This is a genomic window from Aliiroseovarius sp. ABM4_368 (assembly GCF_056161205.1).
Genome location: NZ_JBSWYR010000002.1, coordinates 529,030 through 550,180, shown reverse-complemented (window position 1 = coordinate 550,180; position 21,151 = coordinate 529,030). Strand labels below are relative to the sequence as shown.

14 protein-coding genes and 1 tRNA gene are annotated in these 21,151 nt (G+C 59.1%); 6 read left to right on the top strand and 9 right to left on the bottom strand.

Annotated elements, in window-relative coordinates; translation table 11 throughout:
* Window positions 1-3 precede the first annotated feature (3 nt).
* Window positions 4-1,332, bottom strand: coding sequence for an amidase (locus ACXAH3_RS08610; protein WP_474861664.1), 1,329 nt, complete (start codon window positions 1,330-1,332; stop codon window positions 4-6).
* Window positions 1,333-1,418: 86 nt separating this feature from the next.
* Here ACXAH3_RS08610 and ACXAH3_RS08605 point away from each other — a divergent pair, with 86 nt between their 5' ends.
* Window positions 1,419-2,645: an FAD-dependent monooxygenase gene (locus ACXAH3_RS08605; protein ID WP_474861663.1), complete on the top strand. Its 1,227-nt coding sequence runs from the start codon at window positions 1,419-1,421 to the stop codon at window positions 2,643-2,645.
* A gap of 63 nt (window positions 2,646-2,708) precedes the next feature.
* Entirely contained in the window at window positions 2,709-4,352 is a 1,644-nt protein-coding gene (locus ACXAH3_RS08600; protein WP_474861662.1) for a sulfatase-like hydrolase/transferase, read from the top strand.
* Window positions 4,353-4,385: 33 nt separating this feature from the next.
* On the opposite strand, the gene ACXAH3_RS08595 is transcribed toward ACXAH3_RS08600, so the two are convergent.
* The 7 genes from ACXAH3_RS08595 to ACXAH3_RS08565 form a co-directional block, all read right to left on the bottom strand.
* Window positions 4,386-5,438: an ABC transporter ATP-binding protein gene (locus tag ACXAH3_RS08595; RefSeq protein ID WP_474861661.1), complete on the bottom strand. Its 1,053-nt coding sequence runs from the start codon at window positions 5,436-5,438 to the stop codon at window positions 4,386-4,388.
* Window positions 5,438-6,688, bottom strand: a complete 1,251-nt coding sequence (locus ACXAH3_RS08590; RefSeq protein WP_474861660.1) for an MGH1-like glycoside hydrolase domain-containing protein — start codon at window positions 6,686-6,688, stop codon at window positions 5,438-5,440. The genes ACXAH3_RS08595 and ACXAH3_RS08590 overlap by 1 nt, the downstream gene beginning before the upstream one ends.
* Window positions 6,689-6,691: 3 nt before the next feature.
* Window positions 6,692-7,903, bottom strand: coding sequence for a carbohydrate ABC transporter permease (locus ACXAH3_RS08585; RefSeq protein WP_474861659.1), 1,212 nt, complete (start codon window positions 7,901-7,903; stop codon window positions 6,692-6,694).
* The gene (locus tag ACXAH3_RS08580; protein WP_474861658.1) at window positions 7,900-9,138 is read right to left on the bottom strand and encodes an ABC transporter permease subunit; all 1,239 of its coding nucleotides are present in this window, start codon (window positions 9,136-9,138) and stop codon (window positions 7,900-7,902) included. The genes ACXAH3_RS08585 and ACXAH3_RS08580 overlap by 4 nt, the downstream gene beginning before the upstream one ends.
* Window positions 9,139-9,204: 66 nt before the next feature.
* Entirely contained in the window at window positions 9,205-10,566 is a 1,362-nt protein-coding gene (locus ACXAH3_RS08575) for an ABC transporter substrate-binding protein (protein WP_474861657.1), read from the bottom strand.
* Entirely contained in the window at window positions 10,535-11,713 is a 1,179-nt protein-coding gene (locus tag ACXAH3_RS08570; RefSeq protein WP_474861656.1) for a LacI family DNA-binding transcriptional regulator, read from the bottom strand. Before ACXAH3_RS08570 ends, ACXAH3_RS08575 begins: the two co-directional genes overlap by 32 nt.
* 201 nt (window positions 11,714-11,914) lie before the next feature.
* A tRNA-Leu gene (locus tag ACXAH3_RS08565) sits at window positions 11,915-12,001 on the bottom strand.
* Between the two features lie 140 nt (window positions 12,002-12,141).
* On the opposite strand from ACXAH3_RS08565, the gene ACXAH3_RS08560 reads away from it, so the two are divergent.
* The gene (locus ACXAH3_RS08560; RefSeq protein ID WP_474861655.1) at window positions 12,142-13,128 is read left to right on the top strand and encodes a complex I NDUFA9 subunit family protein; all 987 of its coding nucleotides are present in this window, start codon (window positions 12,142-12,144) and stop codon (window positions 13,126-13,128) included.
* Between the two features lie 51 nt (window positions 13,129-13,179).
* On the opposite strand, the gene ACXAH3_RS08555 is transcribed toward ACXAH3_RS08560, so the two are convergent.
* A complete protein-coding gene (locus tag ACXAH3_RS08555) occupies window positions 13,180-13,983 on the bottom strand; it encodes an undecaprenyl-diphosphate phosphatase (RefSeq protein ID WP_474861654.1) in 804 nt (267 codons plus the stop codon).
* Window positions 13,984-14,225: 242 nt separating this feature from the next.
* Between ACXAH3_RS08555 and ACXAH3_RS08550 the strand changes: the two genes are divergently transcribed.
* From ACXAH3_RS08550 to mtgA, 3 genes are all read left to right on the top strand, one after another.
* On the top strand, window positions 14,226-15,659 hold the full coding sequence (locus ACXAH3_RS08550; RefSeq protein ID WP_474861653.1) for an NAD(P)-dependent oxidoreductase: 1,434 nt from the start codon (window positions 14,226-14,228) through the stop codon (window positions 15,657-15,659).
* A 70-nt stretch (window positions 15,660-15,729) separates the two neighbouring features.
* Entirely contained in the window at window positions 15,730-20,268 is a 4,539-nt protein-coding gene (gltB, locus tag ACXAH3_RS08545) for a glutamate synthase large subunit (RefSeq protein WP_474861652.1), read from the top strand.
* A 108-nt stretch (window positions 20,269-20,376) separates the two neighbouring features.
* On the top strand, window positions 20,377-21,129 hold the full coding sequence (mtgA, locus tag ACXAH3_RS08540; protein ID WP_474861651.1) for a monofunctional biosynthetic peptidoglycan transglycosylase: 753 nt from the start codon (window positions 20,377-20,379) through the stop codon (window positions 21,127-21,129).
* The last annotated feature ends 22 nt before the right edge of the window (window positions 21,130-21,151 follow it).

The window sequence follows — 21,151 nt, the reverse complement described above, 5'->3', positions numbered from 1 at the left end:
CTTTTAGGACAACACGGACTCGCAAGCGGCGCCGACGCGCAGCAATCGTTCTTCGCCCATTGGCGCACCCAAAAGCATGAACCCAGTCGAGGGCAACCCGGTCGGCAGGCTAAGCCCGCACAAGCCCAAAAGGTTGCCAATCCGCGTGTTGCGCAACGCCCAAAGGTTTTCTTCGACGTAATAGTCATGGTCCGACATCAGGCGTTCCACATTAGGCGGCATGATGACCGAGGTCGGAAGGACCACGGCGTCGTACCCGGCCACTTCGGCCAAAAACTCGGCGCGGATGGCTTCAAGTCGCTGCCACGCTGCCACAAAATCCGCGCCTGAAAAGGACGCACCCGCCATGAAACGCTCGCGGATTTCGGCAAACATAAGATCAGGCTGGGCTTCAATCTCTTCGCGCCATGTGGCGTAGGCTTCGGTAGTAAACAGAACACCGGACATCGCCAGCGCTTCGTCTACGATGGGAAGGTGCAGACGGTCGACCGTCGCGCCACCGTCCATAATGCGGCCCAGCGCACTGTCGAATCCGGCCAGAGGTTCGTCCCGGCAACCGTCAAACCCGTTTTCAAGCACCAGAAGACGGGTCCCTTTCAAGGATGCGCCGCGCAGATCGGCAGGCGCGCCGCCTTCAAGCGCGGCCAACATCAGGGCCGCGTCCTCGACTGTTCGGCACAGGGGGCCGACTGTGTCAAAGCTGGCCACCAAGGGCACCACGCCTTTCGACGACACCCGCCCCGAGGTCGTTTTCAACCCAACAAGATCGTTCCAAGCGGACGGGATCCTTACTGACCCTCCTGTGTCCGAGCCAATCCCGCATGCGGCAAGGCCAAATGCAACAGATGTGGCGGCACCAGACGAGCTGCCACCCGACACGGCATCATGGTCGTTTACGCAAGGGCTGGTCGCGGTGATGGGGTTAAGACCCAAGCCTGAAAACGCAAGTTCGCTCATATGCGTTTTGCCAAGGCAGATCATCCCTGCAGCAGTAACGTTGCGCAGAACTTCGGCGTCCTGATCGGGCACACGATCTTTCAAAAGGGCAGACCCAGATTCCGTCGCCGTACCAGCCGTATCAAACAGGTCTTTCCAGCTGATTGGAACCCCGTCAAGAAGACCCAAACGCTGCCCAACTCGTGCACGTTGGGACGCAGCGCGGGCCTCGGACAAGGCACGGTCTTCGGTCAAACGGGCATAAATGCGGTCGGCAAAGGGATGGGCTTTGATCGCATCCAGATAGGTGCGCGTAAGGTCCAGCGGGTCAATCTCGCCTTTGGCGATGCCCCGGCCCAGATCCCCCATGCTCATGGTCAGCCAAGCGTTGCTCATCCTTGCCTCCGTTTATAACTGCTCAAAGGACGGTAACGAGAGGACGACGCATGGACAATCCCAATTAGCACGGGCAGAAAGAGGGTATGACATATGATGCCGATATCCTGATCGTGGGCGGAGGCCTGAACGGACCCGCCTTGGCGCTGGCCCTTGGGGACACTGGGTTCAAAGTCACGGTGGTCGATGCGCTGCCAAAAGGGGCGCGCGGGGGCGATGATTTCGATGGGCGCGGCTATGCGCTGGCACTGGCATCGCAGCGCCTGCTGGCAGCCCTTGGTGTTTGGCCGAAAGTGGCCGAACACGCGCAGCCGCTTCTAGATATCCGCATCTCCGACGGTCGCCCGGGCGAAGGCCCCGGCCCGTTCGTTTTGGAATTCGACCACGCCGAGATCGATGAAGGCCCGATGGGATACATGGTCGAGGATCGCTTCCTGTCCCGCGCCTTTCTGGACGCGGTCGAGGCGCATCCGAATGTCACGCTGATTGATCAGGATACGGTGGTGGATCAGGTGATCGACCCTGCCTCGGTCACGTTGGAACTTGCCTCGGGCAAGCGTCTGACGGGGCGCATGGTTGTGGGCTGCGATGGGCGCAAATCCGGCACCGGCAAACGCGCGGGCATCAAGCGGCATGGGCATGATTATGGGCAGACATCTTTGGTCTGCGCAATTGATCACGAATTGCCCCATAATGGTGCCGCACATCAATTCTTCATGCCCGCCGGCCCCTTGGCGATCCTGCCGCTTCCGGGCAATCAATGCTCGATCGTCTGGACCGAAACCCATGACGAGGCTGCACGCATCCATGCGCTGGATGACGAAGGGTATCTGGAAGAGCTGCGCCCGCGTTTCGGGTCTTTCCTTGGAGATATCAGCCTTGCGGGCAAGCGCTTCACCTATCCGCTGAACCTGACAGTTGCGAACAGTTTCGTCGCGGATCGTTTGGCGCTGGTGGGGGACGCTGCCCACGGGATGCACCCAATTGCGGGGCAAGGGTTGAACGCTGGATTGAAAGACGTGGCCGCGCTGGCCGAGGTTCTGACGTTGGCCCGCCGTCGTGGCGAAGACATTGGTCGTCTTGACGTGCTGGAGCGGTATCAACAGTGGCGTCGCTGGGACGTGTCGCAAATGGTCATGATGACGGAAGCCACCAACCGTCTGTTCTCGAACGACAATCCCATCCTGCGCATGGCTCGCGACATTGGGTTGGGCGCAGTAAATGCCATGCCCGGCCTACGCCGCAACTTCATCCGCGAGGCCGCTGGCCTGACCGGAGATCTGCCGCGCCTGCTCCAAGGCCGCCAGATCTGATCACCCATTGCTGATCGGCGCCCCCTGCCCTACCGTGCGGAAAACGCCGGTGGAGGGGCAGCCATGAACATTCTTTTCATCATGTATGACCAGCTGCGGTTTGATTACCTCAGCTGTGCTGGTCATCCCACGCTGAAGACCCCCAATTTCGACCGCGTCGCGGCGCGCGGCGTGCGCTTCACCAATTGCTATGTGCAGTCGCCGATCTGTGGCGCCAGCCGGATGAGCACCTATACCGGCCGTTATGCCTCGTCCCATGGGGCGCAGTGGAACGGCTTCCCGCTGCGCGTCGGCGAACACACGATGGGCGATCACCTGCGCGAGGCAGGAATGGACTGCTGGCTGCTGGGCAAGACCCATATGAAGGTCGACGCCGAGGGGATGAAACGCCTTGGCATCGCGCCCGACAGCGTCATTGGCGCGCGTCAGGCCGAGTGCGGATTTGATGTCTGGGTGCGTGACGACGGGTTGTGGGCCGAGGGGCCGGACGGGTTTTATGACGAAAAGCACTCGCCCTATAATGCGTATTTGAAGTCAAAAGGTTACGAGGCCGAAAATCCGTGGTCCGTCAACGCCAACGCAGGTGTGGAAGATGGCGAGATTGCCAGCGGCTGGATGTTCGACAACGCCGACAAACCCGCCAACATCCGCGAGGAAGACAGCGAAACCGCGTGGCTGACGTCGGAAACCCTGCGCTTCATGGATCAGGCCAAAGGTCCGTGGTGCGCGCATGTCAGCTATATCAAACCGCACTGGCCCTATATCGTGCCCGCGCCCTATCACGACATGTTCGGGCCAGATGATGTGCCGCCCGCAGTGCGCTCGGACGACGAACGCCAGAACGCGCAGCCCGTTTTTGACGCTTTCATGCAAAACAAGATCTCCGCCGCCTTCCAGCATGACGAAGTGCGCAAGAAGGTCATCCCCGCCTATATGGGTCTTATCAAGCAATGCGACGACCACTTGGGACGCATTCTGGATCATCTGGACGCCACAGGGCAGGTGGAGGATACAATGATTGTTCTGACCTCGGATCACGGGGATTATCTGGGAGATCACTGGTTGGGCGAGAAGGATTTGTTCCACGAACCGTCCGTGAAGGTGCCGCTGATCATCGCCGATCCGCGCCCCTCGGCGGACGCCACCCGCGGTACCACCTGTGACGCGTTGGTCGAAGCCATCGACCTTGCCCCTACCTTTGTCGAGGTGGCGGGCGGCAAGGTCGCCGATCACATTCTGGAGGGCCACAGCCTGATGCCCTGGCTACGTGGCGAGACGCCGGATTGGCGCGAGTTTGCGATCAGCGAATACGACTATTCGTCCACGCCGATCTGCGACAAACTGGGCGTCAGCCCTCGTGATGCGCGGCTGTTTATGGTCTTCGACGGACGCTACAAACTGATGCATGCCGAGGGCGGATTGCGCCCAATGCTGTTTGACTTGGAAACCGACCCGGACGAGCTGGACGATCTGGCGCGGGGCAACGCGCATCAGGACCAGATCGCCCGCCTGTACGAGATGCTCGGCCAATGGGGTCGCCGGATGAGCCAGCGGGTTACCAAATCAGACGAACAAATTCGCGAAGGGCGTGGCCGGTCTCTGCGGCGCGGCATCCTGCCCTTTCTAAAAGACGGATCCGAGGTGCACGACGACCTGACATCCGCCTATCGAGGACCGAGTGTCGGAAATTATCTGACCGAGGATTGACTAGCCTTAAGGGTGCACTGGCTGACCGAATCTTCAGTCCGCCACGCGCTGTTCGTCAGTGCCGAAGAAGTGCAGCTTTTCAGGGTCAAAACCCAACCCAACCACGTCGCCCACCTGCAAATCCGTGTCGCCATTGATGCGCACTGTCATCAATCCGCTTGCACCGCAATCCAGCACAAGGAACGTGTCGGCCCCAAGGTATTCGACCACATCAACGCGGCCATCGCAGTTGCCCTGCCCGGTCTCGGTCACGGTGATATGCTCGGGCCGGATGCCCAGATGCGCCGCAGGATTGGCCAGAGAATAGTCCCCGCCTCCGCCGCAGCTTAGGGCAAACTTACCGCCATCTGTTGTGCAGGACAGGACATTCATCTTGGGGCTGCCGATGAACTGCGCCACGAACAGGTTTTGCGGACGCTCATACAGCTCGCGCGGGGTGCCGACCTGTGCGATGTGACCGAATTCCAGCACTACGATCCGGTCGGCAAGCGTCATCGCCTCGACCTGATCGTGGGTCACATAGATCATGGTCCGGTTCAGGTTCTTATGCAGACGCGCAATTTCATAGCGCATCTCGACCCGCAGGGCGGCATCGAGGTTTGACAAGGGTTCGTCGAACAGAAACGCCGTGGGATCGCGCACAATCGAACGACCGATGGCCACGCGCTGTCGCTGCCCGCCGGACAGGTCCTTGGGGCGTCGATCCAGATAGCTATCCAGCTTCAGAACCTCGGCGGCATAGTTCACACGCTCTTCGATCTCGGATTTGGGAGCACCCGCCACTTTCAGCGAAAAGCCCATATTCTCGGCGACCGACAGGTGCGGGTACAGCGCATAGGACTGAAACACCATGGTTAAACCCCGGCGCGAAGGCGGCTGGTCGGTCACATCGTTTCCGTCAATCAACATTGCCCCGCGCGAGGTGTCTTCAAGCCCGCCAATCATCCTTAGAAGTGTGGACTTCCCACAGCCAGACGGACCAACGAAAACGACAAACTCGCCATCTTCGATCTTTAGATCGATGCCTTTGATAACTTGTACTTCGCCGAACCATTTTTCGACTTTATCCAGTGTAATCGAGCCCATCACGCCCTCCCGGCCCAAGCCAGCCAAACTGCGGCTGGCCATGTAAACGATTTACCCCCGGCAGGAGTGCCATCAAGGGGGTTATAGTATTCGGCAAACCCGAAATCGCGGATCAGATCGCCGGTTTTCTGGCGCAGTTCGGGGCCTTGTGGCTTGCCGCAATCCTCAAGTCCGACGCCGATCAGCATGTTCATCACCGCCCATGAGGGGCCGCGCCAATACCGTTTGCTGTCAAACTTTTCGCCATCAACCGGATGGCTGGGCACCGGATAAGGGCTGTCCCGCATCATCTTTTCCAGCGGCGCTTGCATGGCGGGGTTGTCGATGCCCGCGTACCAGCACATGAACGATGCGTTCGACAGGCTGCCTGCCCATTCACCGCTACGGACATCGCGCGAGTCATAAGCTCCCAGATCGGGGTTCCAAAGTGTCTCGGCACCGGCTTCCAGCGTCTTGATGTCACCTTCAAGCCCGCCAACATCCAAATCCAGCGCCTGCCCAACGGCCAGCAAATCACGGGCCGACCGCAGAAGCGAGAAGGTCATCGTCGGATCGGCCACCCGGAACGGGTTTTCTTTCAGCAGCGCGGCCTCGTCCCAGTTCAGGCGACGGCCCAGCTGCACCAGCCAGATATAGCGGTCATAGTCATACTTCGTCGGGCGTGCATCGCTGTCGACATGACTGGTGTCGCGACGCTGGTATTCACCCACGCCGACAGGATCAATCGCAGCCATGGCGCCGTCCCAATCCGGGGCGTTGTCACGGCCAGACTCCCACGGATGGGTGACGCAAACCGCACCCCGGTCCAAGCGCCAATCCATGAACCACTGGTGCCACGCAAGCATCTTGGGAAACAGCGCGCGCACCCGCGCATCCCCCGCTGCACGGTCCTTTTCCCAGACCATGCGCGCAAAAGTCGGCGCGATGGGCGGCTGGCTGATCCCGGACGAGGCAATCGGCCCACCCTTGCAGCCCCAGACATCCGGCCCGGGGAAATACCCCGGATCGGCCTTGTGAAACAGGATATGTGGCACCATGCCGTTGTCCCATTGGCCGGAATAGAGCGTTTCGAGCTCGACCCAAGCGCGGTCGATGTCAAACTCGGCGAACCCGGCGGCGGCAACGGCACTGTCCCAGTTCCACTGATAAGGATACAGGCCGCTTGTGGGGACGGTGTATCCGCCACGGTCATTGGCTTCCATGGTCGCGCGCGCGTCGCGATCAAGGTTGCATTGGGTCATATCGTTCATCTTTTATCCTTTGACAGAACCGGCCGTCAGGCCTTTGGTCATGAAGCGTTCAAGCCCCAGGAACAGCGTCATGATGGGTACGGTGGCGATCACCGCGCCAGCCATCAGGTGTTGCCGGGGAATTTCAGAAGAGTTCAGCATCGATACACCACGCGTCAGCGTAAACTTCGATGGGTCGTCCAGGAGCATGAAGGCCAGAAGGAACTCGTTCCAAGCGATCATAAAGACGTAAAGCGACACGGATGCCAACGCAGGCAGGCTGAGCGGCAGGGTGATCTTGATGATCACCGCGATGCGCGACAGCCCATCCATCAGGCCCGCCTCTTCCACTTCGGTTGGCAGGCCACGGAAGTACCCTTGCAGCATGTACAGCGCGACCGGAATGGTGGTGACCGGATAGATCATCACGATCCCGAAGATCGAGTTGCGCAGACCAGTCATCGAGAACGCGATATAGATCGGCAGCGCCAGAACGATCATCGGCACCATGTAAATCAACAGGATCGAGCGCGAGAACGCCTTTTGCCCCTTAAACCGGAACCGCGCCACCGCATAGGCGCCGGGCACGCTGAACAGAAGCGTGATGAACACGGTCAGGACCGACACATAGAACGACGTCCACAGGTAGCGGCCAAAACCGAAATCCGCGAAAAGCTCAGCATAGCTGCGTAGAAGTCCCCAGCCCTGCCCCAGATCAATCGAGAAATCGAGCGGGTTTTGCAGCAAAGCCTGTTGCGATTTCAGGCTGGTCATCACCATCACATAGAAGGGTATGACCACAATGGCCGTGAAGAAGATATAGCCGCTGCCGGTTAGGAACCGGATCAGAGCCTCTTCAAATTCGTGCCGTGTCAGGCTGCCAAAGGGCATGTCCTGAAGGATCTTCGACAACGAATAGGCCAGTATGGCCGCAAGTGTGACGATCGCGAAGACTGTAGAAAACAGCCCCACATTCTCGCCTGTCACAATGGGGCCGACACCCAGAAGGATCGGCAGACCGGTCAAAGCCGCCGCCGCCAAGATACCGGTGATACCCGGCAGGCGTACGATGATCAGCCCGGCGGCAGCACCCCAAAACAGGCTGGCCCACAGGACAGGGCGGAAGCCGTCGCCCGTCGCAAAGGACATGGCCACTGCCCAGGTGATTGCCAGAACATACAGCCACAGCGCGCCCAAGATCGGGCCAGTGACATATCCGAAACGAAACGTATTCATAGGCCTTCCTCGCGACTGATGAAGCGGAAAAAGAAGAAGCTGAAACAGATCAGACACATCAAGATCACTACGGCCACGGCGGCCCCTGCCCCGATGTTCGAAATGGCGAATGCCTGTTCATACACGTTCACGGTCAAGGTCCGCGTGCCCGCGTTGCCGCCGGTCAGCAAGAAGATGTCGTCGAACTTGTTGAAGGTCCATATGAAGCGCAGCAGGAACAGGACCGACAGAATGCCCAAAAGCTGGGGCACGCTGAGATACCAGAATTTTTGGAAGGGCGAGGCTCCGTCCATGTCTGCGGCCTCGTACATATCGGTGTCGATGGACTGCATCCGCGCAAGGATGAACAGGAAAGACAGTGGGAAATAGCGCCAAATCTCGAACACGGTGACCATGATCAGCGCCAGCGGGCGGTCGCCAAAGAAGTTGATGGCGCTTTCACTGACGCCCATCTGGATCAACAGCGCATTGGCCGAGCCCGAGAACGGATCAAACAGCGTGACCCACGTAAACGCCACCGCAATCACCGGGGCCACATATGGAAACAGGTAAAGCCCACGCAGGACACCTTGGCCCCGGAAACTTTTGTTCAGCAAAAGGGCCGCGAACAGGCCAAAAGCCAGCGCGCCGATGGTGCCCACGACCGTATAAAACAAGGTTACACCAAGAACGCCCCAGAACTCGTCCCCGTCAAAGACACGGGCGAAGTTCTGAAACGTAAACTCGCCCGAAGTCAGGACCGAGTTCCCGGACCCCGTGACAACAGGCTCGGTTCCTTCTGCGGCCGCCTCGGCTGTATCCTGATCCCCATCAATAGTGACCGGAATACGTAGGCGATCCCGAAATCCACCCTCTAGATCCCCAAATTCGCACAACAGATCCTGCCCGGTCAGCGAACACACGGACGATACATCGCCCGTCACGGTGAACATCGACGGCAGAGTGTCGCGCAGGGTCACACCGGTAATGGCGCGATCCTGACTGGTGTTGCGCACGCGGTATTCGATGCGCAGATCATCACCCGACCCACGCAGGCTTTCACGCACGGCAGGCGTCGGAGCCCGAAGGTCGGACAGCCCCACCGGCTTGAAACTGATCCAGAAGATCGCGAGCAGCGGCAGAATGACGACAAGCGACACAGTGGCAATTGTCGGAGCCAGAAGGGACCAAGCCAGACGGGCCTCGCGTTTCGCCAGCGCGCCCGTGCCCCTTTGGGGGGGGGAAACAGAAGACATGGAAGTAACCTCGTCTTGGTGCTGCGGCGGGCCTGTCCCGCCGCAGAGCCGGATTCAGAACGTCACTTAGTTGACGTTCGCCAGTTCGGCATTCATCGCCGCGACGGCTGCGGGGCCGTCAACTTCGCCGTCTATATACTGACGAACGATGCGGTTGATGGCTTGGCTGTTGATGATCTTCGACGCCAACGCAAGCTGTCCTTCCGCCACGCCCCAACGCTGGGCCACGTCCAGACCGCCGACGATCTCGTCGATCATAGATTGCTCGTAAAGATCTCCCAACGGCGCCTTGCGATCTACGCCAACCGGCAGCATCGACCATGCCTTGGTAAAGGCTGCTGGATCCTCGGCAGTGCCGCGACGAACGGGGAACTTACCTTCCGGCGCGATGGCCAGTGTCTGGGTGTATCCTTCATCCATGGCGAACTGTACGAACTCAATCGCGGCATCCGTGTCCGCATCATTGGTGATGCCGAAGTAACGAATGTCACCCCATGCCGCGCCATCCGGGTTCGATGGGCCGGCAAAGTTTGTCACAACGCCGGTTTTCGACGCCAGTTCCGGCGAGGTCGGATCGTCGTTGATCGTGGGCGGAGCCGAATCGCGCAGACCGGCCAGCTCGTCCAGAATAAAAGGCGACCAGATGATCATCGCAGCCTGACCGGCGAAATACAGTTCGCGCGATTGCTTCCAGAACAACTCGCCGGGGGGCGATGCTTCTGCAATGGCTTTGTAGAAGTCCAAGATTTCGATGGTGCTGGCTTCGTCCAAGGGAGCAAAACCTTCGCCGTTCACCGGCGTTACACCATTGGCAAGGAACACATGCTCAAGCACCTGAGACATAAAGTTCTCGTCCACCTTGGTCGCGGCAACAAAGCCATAAAGCGACGGAGGGTTGTGCAGCTTTTCGATAGCGGCCAACACGTTGGCATAAGTTGTTGGCGCAGCAAGACCCATATCGTCGAAGAGGTCCTTGCGATAAACGATCATCTGCGTCCAGCCATCCACCGGAACAGATGCGGTACCGTCTTCATAGGCCGCCATCGCCAACGCACCCGGCGCAAAAGTGCCCGCGCCAAGGGTCTCGATCACTTCATCAGCGGCATCCGCATCCAGAATGCCCGCCTCGGCCCACGGCAGGGCGTATTGCAGCGGGTGATAGATCACGTCAGGCAAATCACCTGCCGCAAAGGCTGCGGTGGCGCGGGTGCCCAGATCGCTTTCTGTGACCGGAATAACCTCGACCGAGGTGCCGGTGGCCGCTTTGAACTGATCCGCCATTTCCTGCTGACGGGCCAGACGCTCGGGCTGTTCTTCGGTGGTCCAGAAGCGGATCGTACCCGCCTGTACGGCAAATGCCGACATAACCAGCGCTGTCGACGCGCTGAGAACCAGCTTACCGACGCTTTTCTTCAGTTGATATCCCATGATTTCCTCCCATTGGATCTTTGGAGAGACTATTAAGCCTCGTTCTAAGCTCTGGTGACGATTGTGCAGGCGGTCCGTCAGAATCGCGCGCAACCAATTCTGCCTGTGCAAGTTCCTGAAGCGTGCCCGGGTCTTCGCCGCGGATCTGCCGGATCAGAAGGTGGGCAAGCTGCTTGCCCGCCGCAAAAAGATCGACCTTGAAGCTGGTCAAGCCGGGCCGGGCTGATGCCCCTTCGGGCAAACCATCATAGCCAATAACCGATACGTCCTGACTAATGCGAAGCCCTGCATCACGCACCGCGTCGCAGGCTCCAAGCGCGGCCGTATCTGTCGCGGCAACGATTGCCGTCGGGGGACGTTCAAGGGCGAGCATCTCGATCGTAGCAGAGCGGCCATCCGCCATCAAACGCGCGCGCGAATGGATCAGGTCGGGATCAACCGACAATCCGCATTCCTTCATCCCCTTCAGATATCCGTCACGACGCAAATGGCTGTAATTATACAGGTTGCCACCCCCGATATAGCCGATGCGCTGGTGACCCATATCTGCCAGACGCTGCACCGCGCGGCACATGGCTTGCTCGCCCGAGATGTCATACCAAGAATGCGCCTTCAGCCCGTCCGGGTCCCCATATTGGGTGCGCCCGTACAGCACATAGGGCACCTGACGGGATTGCAAAAACGCAATGCGCGGATCGTTGACGGCAGTTCGCGGTAGGATGAACCCATCAGCCTTACGTTCGTCCACAAGACGGCCCAGAACCTCCAGCATATCAGCCTCGGATTGCGCCGAGGAAATGGTCACGGTCCAGCCGCGTCCGCTGGCATATTGCGTCAGCCCAGCAAGGAAATTGGTCAAAAACGGAGCCTGCCCGTCATATTCGTCAATCTGTAGCACCAACGCCAAGGCCCGCACGCGCCCCGTACGGATGGCTTGCGCATGACTTAGCGGCTGATACCCCATCCGCTGCGCAGCTTTCTTCACGCGCTGACGCGTACTTTCAGAAATATCCGGATAGTCGTTCAACGCACGAGACACGGTCCCCTTTGCAAGGCCAACCGCCTTGGCAAGGTCATTGATCGTCGGACGACGGGGCGCATTTCCACCCGCATTCAACCGCGATTCTTTTGTGTCCTCCCGAATCATAGTTATTAACGGTTGATCCCGAAACCGGTTTCGGCAAGAAGTTTATGAAACCGGTTTTGTATTCGGAAAATAGGCAACTAGGAGGTTCGCCGCAGAAGAACCGAGCAGACGTGGCGAAGGCGCGCAAACACATCAAGATAGAAGGCACGCAAGCAAAAACGCCGATGCGGTAGATCTTGAAGCACTATGTCGGGGGATAAATGGTGCCCAGAAGAGGACTCGAACCTCCACGTCCATACGGACACTAGCACCTGAAGCTAGCGCGTCTACCAATTCCGCCATCTGGGCACGGGTTGGTGAAGGGGGATTTAGTGTGACGGGCAAAGAGTGTCAACAGCATTTCTTGGCTTTTTGGGGAATCCGTTTGCGCCTTGCTCAAACGCGCTTGGAAAGCTATTCAAATACTAAGGAATTTAAGGAGAGCATCCATGTCCCAGCTGGTCACGATTTATGGCGGTTCAGGCTTTGTCGGACGCTATATAGCTCGCCGCATGGCCAAGCAGGGGTGGCGCGTACGCGTTGCCGTACGTCGGCCAAACGAAGCGCTGTTCGTAAAACCTTATGGTGCCGTCGGTCAGGTCGAACCGATCTTGTGCAACATCCGAGACGACGCATCGGTTCGTGCCGCAATGCATGGGGCGAATGCGGTTGTGAATTGCGTGGGCGTCCTGAACTCGATCGGGAAGAACAGTTTTGACGCGGTGCACCACGATGGTGCAGGCCGCGTGGCGCGGATTGCAGCTGAAGAAGGCGTTGGCCAGCTGGTGCAACTGTCGGCCATCGGTGCAGATGCTGAAAGCGACAGCGAATACGCTCGCACCAAAGCGCAGGGCGAAGAAGATGTACAAGCAGCCTTCCCCGGCGCCGTGATCCTTCGCCCCTCGGTTATTTTCGGAGCCGACGACCAGTTCTTCAACCGCTTTGCCAATATGACCCGCTTTGGGCCGATCCTGCCGATCACCGGCGGCTATACCAAGTTCCAGCCGGTGCATGTGGATGATGTTGCCAAGGCAGCCGAAATGGCCGTTTTGGGTCAGGTCAAGGCCGGCATCTATGAACTGGGTGGTCCCGACGTGGAAACCCTGCGCGAGTCGATTGACCGTATGCTGAAAGTCACACAACGCCGTCGTTTGGTTCTGAACCTGCCCTTTGGCATCGCACGCATTCAGGCGGGTATCTTTGACATGATCCAATGGATTTCAGGCGGGCTGATCGCCTCGCCGCTAACCCGTGATCAGGTGACCAACCTTTGCTATGACAATGTGGTTGCAGATGACGCGAAAGGCTTTGCCGATCTGGGCATCAAGCCGCGTGCCATGTCAGCAATCCTGCCAGACTATTTGTGGCGCTTCCGCGCAGGTGGACAGTACGCTGCGATCCAGAAATCCGCAAAAAACCTGCGCACCGACGGATAAGCCGTCGGACCATCTGTTAGAAAAGGGCGCGGTCTTCCGCGCCTTTCTTCGTTAGAGGTAGGCAATGCCCAGCAATACGACGCCCAGCGCCACGCGGTAGATCACGTAAGGCGTAAAACTGACCGAGTGCAGCAGACGCATCATCAGGCTGAGCGCCAAAAGGGCGGCAACGAAAGAAAACACCGCAGCAATGGCTCCGTCACGGGCCACCTGTGCATCCGCAGTCGCAGCGACCTCGACCCCCAGCAACACGCCCGAAGCGATGATCGTCGGGATCGACATCAGCATGGCAAGCTTCGCCCCGTCCGACCGTTCATACCCCAGCGCCCGCGCGCCCGAGATCGTTGCCCCGGACCGCGACGTGCCGGGAATCAGCGCCAGTGCCTGCCAAAGACCCATAATTACCGCGTCCTTCAGGCTCCAATCAGAAGTGGTTTTTGCGACACTTCCCTTTTGATCGACCCAATACAGCACAAGCCCAAACAGGATCATCGTCCAAGCAATCACTTTGATTGACCGCATTTGATCGCTCAGCCCTGTTACCTTAAAGATAAGCCCAAGGATCACCGCCGGTATGGTCGCCACAATCAACAGAAAGGCCAGCTTTGCGCCCGGCGTATCGATCCGCCCGGTCAGCATACGCGGGATACCGGCAAGTCCGATCCAAACATCGCGCCAGAAGTACAGCACCACGGCCCCCAGTGTGCCAAGATGTACCGCCACGTCGATTGCCAGCCCTTGATCCGGCAAGCCGGTTAGATGCGGCACCAAAACCAGGTGGCCAGACGAGGAAACCGGCAAAAACTCGGTGATTCCCTGTATGATGGCGACAAGAAGAATATGGGCAAGCGACATGCGCGGATCCTTGAAAGATAGCTGTGGCGCAAGCTAAAGCAGCTATCTGGAAAGGGAAGAGGCTTTATAGGTAAGCATTGCTGCCATATATTTTACACTGCAAGGCCAAAATTTCCCCAATCCGCAACATTTTTTCGCATTTATGTCAGCATTGCTGACTTTTCTTTTCTCCCAACTCCGCTTACAAGCCGAACTCCAAGCCAAGAGTCTGCCCGAAACGGGCCAGCCGAGGGAGAGCCAGGATGGCAAAGCAGCCTATGTTGAAATTCGTGTCGGTCGACCGGGATATGCCCGAAAAGCGCACCGCTGAAACCCGTAAAGAAGATTTCAACGAGATCTACGCCGAATTTGCCGCCAAGAAGGCCGAAGAACAGGCCAGCCGGTGCAGCCAATGTGGCGTGCCGTATTGTCAGTCGCACTGCCCGCTGCACAACAACATCCCTGATTGGCTGCGCATGACTGCAACCGGCCGACTGAAAGAGGCTTATGCCCTCAGCCAATCCACCAACACTTTCCCCGAGATCTGTGGCCGCATCTGCCCGCAGGATCGTCTGTGTGAAGGCAACTGCGTGATTGAACAATCGGGCCACGGCACCGTCACCATCGGCGCGGTCGAAAAATACATCACCGACACAGCTTGGGAGAACGGCTGGGTCGAAGACATTACTCCGGTTGCAGATCGTTCCGAAAAAGTCGCCATCATTGGCGCAGGCCCCGGTGGTTTGGCTGCCGCTGACGTGCTGGTACGCGCAGGCGTGAAAGTCACCGTTTATGATCGTCACGACCGTGCGGGTGGGCTACTGACCTATGGCATCCCCGGCTTCAAGCTGGAAAAAGACGTGGTCATGCGACGCGTGAAGCTACTGGAAGATGCCGGCGTTACCTTCGTGCTAAGCTGCAATGTCGGCGAGGACATCACCTTCCAAGACATCCGCGCCCAGAATGACGCGGTTCTGCTGGCCACCGGCGTCTATAAAGGTCGCGACCTGTCGGGTCCGGGTGCTGGCGCTCAAGGCATCGTGCCCGCGCTGGACTATCTGACATGCTCGAACAAGCTGAGCTTTGGTGACAGCGTGCCAGAATTTGAGAGCGGCGAGCTGAATGCTGAAGGCAAGAACGTCGTCGTGATCGGCGGCGGTGACACCGCAATGGACTGTGTACGCACCGCAATCCGTCAGGGTGCCAAGTCGGTCAAATGCCTGTACCGCCGCGACCGCGCCAACATGCCCGGTTCACAGCGTGAAACGCAGAATGCGGAAGAAGAAGGCGTGGAATTCGTCTGGTTGTCGGCCCCGAAAGGCTTTGCTGGCGATCCGGTCAACGGCGTGATCGTGCAAAAGATGCGCCTTGGCGCGCCGGATGCCTCGGGTCGCCGCAGCCCAGAAGTGATCGAAGGCTCGGACTATACCGAAGACGCTGATCTGGTCATCAAGGCACTTGGGTTTGAACCCGAAGATTTGCCGACCCTCTGGGGTGAAAAGGATCTGCCCGTGACCCGCTGGGGCACCGTCAAAGCTGCCTTTGGCACCCACAAGACCGATCTGGAAGGCGTTTGGGCTGTTGGTGACATCGTGCGCGGTGCATCGCTGGTCGTTTGGGCCATCCGTGACGGCCGCGAAGCAGGTGCCAGCATTCTGGACAACCTGAACGCACGCACCGCAGTCGCCGCTGAATAATCACACCTCTGGGCATGCCGGGCCACCCCCAGTTTCGGGTCGCCCGCGCCCATCCGCAAGGAGAACCGATATGACGAAATATGATGAAAACTGGGTCCGCCGGGAAGAAGCCAAGCGCGCCTTCATGAACGAACACAGCCTGTACCGCGAAGAAGAAGAACACAGCTCGTGCGGGGTGGGTCTTGTGGTGTCCGTAGACGGAAACCCATCGCGCAAAGTGGTCGAGGCCGGTATCGACGCGCTGAAAGCCATTTGGCACCGCGGTGCTGTGGATGCTGACGGCAAGACCGGAGATGGCGCGGGTATCCATGTGCAGATCCCGGTTCCGTTCTTCTATGACCAGATCCGCCGCACTGGCCACGAGCCGAACGAAGATCAGTTGATCGCGGTTGGTCAGGTCTTCCTGCCCCGCACTGATTTCAGTGCGCAGGAAACGTGTCGTACCATCGTGGAAACCGAAGTCCTTCGTATGGGCTATCACATCTATGGCTGGCGCCACGTTCCTGTGGACATCGACTGTTTGGGCGACAAGGCCAACGCAACGCGTCCTGAAATCGAGCAGATCCTGATCTCGAATTCGAAAGGCGTCGATGAAGAGCAGTTCGAACGCGAGCTTTACGTGATCCGTCGCCGGATTGAAAAAGCCGCTGCCGCCTCGCAGATCAACGACCTGTATATCGCGTCGCTGTCGTGTCGTTCGATCATCTATAAAGGCATGATGCTGGCCGAACAGGTTGCGGTTTTCTATCCCGACCTGATGGACGAACGGTTCAAATCGACCTTCGCGATCTATCACCAGCGGTACTCAACCAACACGTTCCCGCAGTGGTGGCTGGCGCAGCCCTTCCGCATGCTGGCTCATAACGGCGAGATCAACACGCTGAAAGGCAACCTGAACTGGATGAAGTCGCACGAGATCCGCATGGCCTCGGCCTTCTTTGGCGATCTCGCAGACGACATCAAACCCATCGTTCCGGGCGGGTCGTCGGACTCGGCTGCGCTGGACGCGGTGTTCGAGGTGATGGTGCGCGCGGGTCGCTCGGCACCGATGGCGAAAACCATGCTGGTGCCGGAGAGCTGGTCCAAGCAGGCCATCGACCTGCCGCAGGCGTGGAAGGACATGTATTCCTATTGCAACTCGGTGATGGAACCGTGGGACGGCCCCGCCGCCCTTGCCATGACCGATGGCCGCTGGGTGTGTGCCGGTCTGGACCGGAATGGCCTGCGCCCGATGCGCTATGTCGTGACGGGTGATGGTCTGGTGATCGCTGGGTCCGAAGCGGGAATGGTCCCGACGGACGAAGCAAGCGTTGTGGAAAAGGGCGCTTTGGGTCCGGGTCAATTGCTGGCCGTGGATACCAAGGACGGCAAGCTTTATCACGACGTTGAAATCAAAGACAAACTGGCCGCCAGCCTGCCCTTCGGCGAATGGGTGGGCAAGATCAACGACATGGAAGAAAGCCTGTCCCAGATCGAAGAAAAGCCCCTGTTCCAAGGCGACGAACTGCGCCGCCGTCAGGTGGCCGCTGGTTATACGCTGGAAGAGCTGGAGCAGATCCTGGCCCCAATGGCTGAAGACGGCAAGGAAACGCTGGCCTCAATGGGCGATGACACCCCGTCGGCGGTTCTGTCGAACAAGTACCGCCCGCTCAGCCACTTCTTCCGTCAGAACTTTAGCCAGGTGACAAACCCGCCGATCGACAGTCTGCGCGAATACCGCGTGATGTCGCTGAAGACGCGTTTCGGCAACCTGAAGAACGTGCTAGATGAAAGCGGTGCGCAGACGGAAATCGTTGTGCTGGAAAGCCCCTTTGTTGGCAACGAGCAGTTCGTGAAACTGATCGCATCTTTCGAAAGTTCCGTGACCGAGATCGACTGTACCTTCCCTGCTGGCAGTGACGAAGCCGCGCTGCGTATCGCGCTGGAAGACATTCGCGCCAAAGCCGAAGACGCCGTGCGTTCGGGTGCGGGTCACCTTGTTCTGACTGATCAGGCACAAGGCGAAGACCGTGTGGCCATGCCGATGATCCTTGCGACCTCGGCGGTGCACAGCTGGCTGGTCAAAAAGGGCCTGCGGACGTTCACATCGCTGAACGTCCGCTCGGCCGAATGCATCGACCCGCATTACTTCACGGTTCTGGTGGGCTGTGGTGCAACCACGGTCAACGCCTATCTGGCCGAAGACAGCTTGGCAGATCGGATCGAGCGCGGGCTTCTGGATTGCTCGCTGACCGAGGCCGTCAGCCGTTACCGTGAAGCCATCGACCAAGGTCTTCTGAAGATCATGGCGAAGATGGGGATCTCGGTCATTTCGTCTTATCGCGGTGGCCTGAATTTCGAGGCCGTCGGCCTGTCGCGTGCCATGGTGGCGGAATACTTCCCCGGCATGACCTCGCGCATTTCGGGCATCGGTGTCAGCGGTATCCAGAAGAAACTGGAAGACATCCACGCCGCTGGCTTCGGCGGTGGTGACAAGGTGCTGCCGGTGGGTGGTTTCTACAAGGCGCGTCGCTCGGGCGAGACGCACGCCTGGGAAGCCCAAACCATGCACCTGATGCAATCGGCTTGTGACCGTGCCTCGTTCGAGATGTGGAAGCAATATTCGGCCCGCATGCAGGCAAATCCGCCGATCCACTTGCGCGATCTGTTGGACATCAAACCAATGGGCAAGCCGGTTCCGATCGAGGAAGTGGAAAGCATCAACGCCATCCGCAAGCGTTTCGTGACGCCGGGCATGTCGCTGGGGGCGCTGTCGCCCGAAGCGCACAAGACGCTGAACGTTGCGATGAACCGTATTGGCGCAAAGTCGGATTCGGGTGAAGGCGGTGAAGATCCCGCGCATTTCCACCCGGAACCCAATGGCGACAACCCATCAGCCAAGATCAAGCAGGTGGCGTCGGGCCGTTTCGGTGTAACCGCCGAATACCTGAACCAGTGTGAAGAGCTTGAGATCAAAGTTGCTCAGGGTGCGAAACCCGGTGAAGGCGGCCAGCTGCCCGGCATGAAGGTCACCGACCTGATTGCACGCCTGCGCCACTCGACCAAGGGTGTGACGCTGATCTCTCCACCGCCGCACCACGACATCTATTCGATCGAGGATCTGGCACAGCTGATCTATGACCTGAAGCAGATCAATCCGCGCTGTAAGGTGACGGTGAAGCTGGTGGCGTCGTCCGGTGTTGGGACGATTGCAGCCGGTGTTGCGAAGGCAAAGGCCGATGTGATCTTGATCTCGGGCCACAATGGCGGCACGGGCGCATCGCCCGCGACCTCGATCAAGTTCGCGGGTCTGCCGTGGGAAATGGGCCTGACCGAGGCACACCAAGTGCTGGCCATGAACAACCTGCGCGACCGTATTACGCTGCGGACCGATGGTGGCCTGCGCACCGGTCGTGACATCGTCATGGCCGCGATGATGGGGGCCGAGGAATACGGTATCGGCACCGCCGCATTGATCGCGATGGGCTGTATCATGGTCCGTCAGTGTCAGTCGAACACCTGCCCCGTTGGCGTCTGCACCCAAGACGAAGAGCTGCGTGGCAAGTTCACCGGCAATGCCGACAAGGTTGTAAACCTGATCACGTTCTACGCCCAAGAAGTACGCGAAATCCTGGCCGAGCTGGGCGCACGTTCGCTGGACGAAGTCATCGGTCGCGCTGATCTGCTGTCGCAGGTGTCGCGCGGATCGGCCCACTTGGACGACCTCGACCTGAACCCGCTTTTGCTGGTGGTCGATGGGGCCGATAAGATCGAGTACAACCGCGACCGCGACCGCAACGCCGTACCCGACACGCTGGACGCCGAGATCGTACGCGATGCGCAGCGCTTCTTGGAAGATGGCGAGAAAATGCAACTGTCCTATACGGTGCAGAACACGCACCGCACGGTCGGCACGCGGATTTCGTCGCATATCGTGAAACGCTTCGGCATGCGCAACTCGCTTCAGCCCGATCACCTGACAGTGAAGCTGCAAGGCTCGGCCGGTCAGTCGTTGGGTGCCTTCGCGGCCCCGGGTCTGAAGATCGAGGTGTCGGGTGACGCCAACGACTATGTGGCCAAGGGGATTTCCGGCGGCACCGTGGTTGTGCGTCCGCCGCTGGTAAGCCCGCTGGTAGCATCCGAAAACACGATCATCGGCAACACGGTGCTGTACGGCGCGACGGACGGCTATCTGTTCGCAGCAGGCCGCGCGGGCGAGCGTTTCGCGGTGCGGAACTCGGGCGCAAAAGTTGTGATCGAGGGCTGCGGCTCGAACGGGTGTGAATACATGACCGGTGGTATCGCCGTCATCCTTGGCTCGATCGGGTCGAACTTCGGTGCGGGTATGACGGGCGGTATGGCCTATCTCTACGACCCAGACGGAGAAGCTTTGGACCACATGAACATGGAAAGCCTTGTCACCTGCCCGGTCACCATTGATCACTGGGAAGCCGAGCTGAAAGGGCTGATCGAGCGCCATGTCGCGGAAACCCGGAGCCAAAAGGCCACGGAAATCCTGCGTCACTGGGACAGCGAGAAAGGCAACTTCCTGCAGATCTGCCCGAAAGAGATGCTGGACAAGCTGCCCGCGCCCTTGTCGCTAAAAGCAGACGCCATCCCGGCGGAGTAAGCCCCGCTTGAAAACATCTGAAAGACGCCTGCAACGCGGGCGTCTTTTTCATTCTGGAGCCTCATTTCCAGACATTGACCACTCCTCCCCCCTGTGGGAACATCCGGCGTGGCAAAGAGCAAGACAACAAAGAAAAAGCCCAGCGCGAAAAAGAAGACGCGCAAGGGCAAGGCAGGCAAGGCCAAGACCGGCAATTGGTTCAAACCAATCCGCTGGCTACGTCGGGCCGCTTTTGCCGTGCTGTTGTTCTTCGCACTTGGCGTGGCCGCCTATTCGTTCCTGAACCCGCCAACAACGCCTTACATCATTTCCGAAAAGATGCGGCTTGGCTTCGTCGATCGGCAATGGGTCGATCTGGACGAGGTTGCACCGGTCATGGCCCGCTCGGTCGTTGCCGCCGAAGACGCGAATTTCTGTCGGCATTGGGGGTTCGACATGGGCGCGATCCGTGCGGCAATTGAGGATGGTGGGAACCGGGGGGCGTCTACTCTGACGCAGCAGGTGGTGAAGAACACCTTCCTGTGGCACGGGCGGTCCTATCTGCGAAAAGCGCTGGAAGCGGGGCTGACGCCTGCGGTCGAGTTGTTTTGGAGCAAGCGCCGCATTGTCGAGGTCTATCTGAACATTGCCGAGTTTGATGAAGGCGTCTTCGGGGTTGAAGCCGCCGCGCATCACTATTTCGGCGTCGAACCTGAAAAGTTAACCGCCACGCAGGCCGCAAGGTTGGCGGCCCTGTTGCCCAATCCCAAGGAACGATCTGCGTCTCGCCCATCACCTTTTGTACGCAAACGGGCGCAATCCATCGTGGATGGAGCGGCCACGATCCGCGCGGATGGGCGCTCAAGCTGCTTCGAGGATTGATCCCAAGCCCGGTTCGGGGCAA

Bases quoted from the DNA above. Each gene is read 5' to 3' on its own strand.
- ACXAH3_RS08610 (WP_474861664.1), bottom strand. From the start codon at position 1,332: ATGAGCAACGCTTGGCTGACCATGAGCATGGGGGATCTGGGCCGGGGC.
- ACXAH3_RS08605 (WP_474861663.1), top strand. From the start codon at position 1,419: ATGACATATGATGCCGATATCCTGATCGTGGGCGGAGGCCTGAACGGA.
- ACXAH3_RS08600 (WP_474861662.1), top strand. From the start codon at position 2,709: ATGAACATTCTTTTCATCATGTATGACCAGCTGCGGTTTGATTACCTC.
- ACXAH3_RS08595 (WP_474861661.1), bottom strand. From the start codon at position 5,438: ATGGGCTCGATTACACTGGATAAAGTCGAAAAATGGTTCGGCGAAGTA.
- ACXAH3_RS08590 (WP_474861660.1), bottom strand. From the start codon at position 6,688: ATGAACGATATGACCCAATGCAACCTTGATCGCGACGCGCGCGCGACC.
- ACXAH3_RS08585 (WP_474861659.1), bottom strand. From the start codon at position 7,903: ATGAATACGTTTCGTTTCGGATATGTCACTGGCCCGATCTTGGGCGCG.
- ACXAH3_RS08580 (WP_474861658.1), bottom strand. From the start codon at position 9,138: ATGTCTTCTGTTTCCCCCCCCCAAAGGGGCACGGGCGCGCTGGCGAAA.
- ACXAH3_RS08575 (WP_474861657.1), bottom strand. From the start codon at position 10,566: ATGGGATATCAACTGAAGAAAAGCGTCGGTAAGCTGGTTCTCAGCGCG.
- ACXAH3_RS08570 (WP_474861656.1), bottom strand. From the start codon at position 11,713: ATGATTCGGGAGGACACAAAAGAATCGCGGTTGAATGCGGGTGGAAAT.
- ACXAH3_RS08560 (WP_474861655.1), top strand. From the start codon at position 12,142: ATGTCCCAGCTGGTCACGATTTATGGCGGTTCAGGCTTTGTCGGACGC.
- ACXAH3_RS08555 (WP_474861654.1), bottom strand. From the start codon at position 13,983: ATGTCGCTTGCCCATATTCTTCTTGTCGCCATCATACAGGGAATCACC.
- ACXAH3_RS08550 (WP_474861653.1), top strand. From the start codon at position 14,226: ATGGCAAAGCAGCCTATGTTGAAATTCGTGTCGGTCGACCGGGATATG.
- gltB (WP_474861652.1), top strand. From the start codon at position 15,730: ATGACGAAATATGATGAAAACTGGGTCCGCCGGGAAGAAGCCAAGCGC.